General features: G+C 65.1%; 1 protein-coding gene. It reads left to right on the top strand.

Features of this window, described 5'->3' with window-relative positions:
* On the top strand, positions 1–644 hold a 644-nt coding region (locus AC04SF_RS37415), incomplete at both ends, for an ABC transporter permease (RefSeq protein ID WP_488481880.1).

The following is a 644-nucleotide window of genomic DNA, read 5'->3' as shown; positions in this document are numbered from 1 at the left end:
GGCCTGCCCATTTCCGTCCAGCTCGGTGCCTCGGCGCTGATCCTGGCGCTGCTGCTTGGCAGCGTGCTCGGCACCATTGCCGCGCTCAACCAGAACAAGCTTGGCGACTATACGGTGATTGCGCTGGCCACCGCCGGCAGCACCATCCCCACCTTCGTCATCGCGCCGGTGATCCAGCTGCTGTTCGGGCTGACCTGGAAGCTTTTGCCGATCGGCGGCTGGGGTGATGGCGCCTTCATCAACAAGGTCGGCCCGGTGCTGACGCTTGCTCTGCCGCAGATCGCCATCGTCGCCCGTCTGATGCGCGGCTCGATGATCGAATCACTGCGCTCCCACCACATCCGCACGGCGCGCGCGCTCGGCCTGTCCGACTGGTCGGTGGTGGTCAAGCACGCGCTGCGCGGCGCCATCCTGCCGATCGTCTCGTTCACCGGCCCGGCGGCGGCAGCGCTTTTGACCGGGTCGGTCATCGTCGAGACGATCTTCTCCATTCCAGGCGTCGGCCGCTATTTCGTCGATGCGGCGCTCAACCGCGACTACACGCTGGTGATGGGAACAGTGGTGGTGATCGCCATCTTCACCATCGTCTTCAACCTGATCGTCGACGTCATGTACGCGGTCGTCGACCCGAGGGTGCGCTATGA

The organism is Mesorhizobium sp. CNPSo 4671 (assembly GCF_057784245.1).
This window is presented reverse-complemented; position numbering and strand designations above follow the sequence as displayed.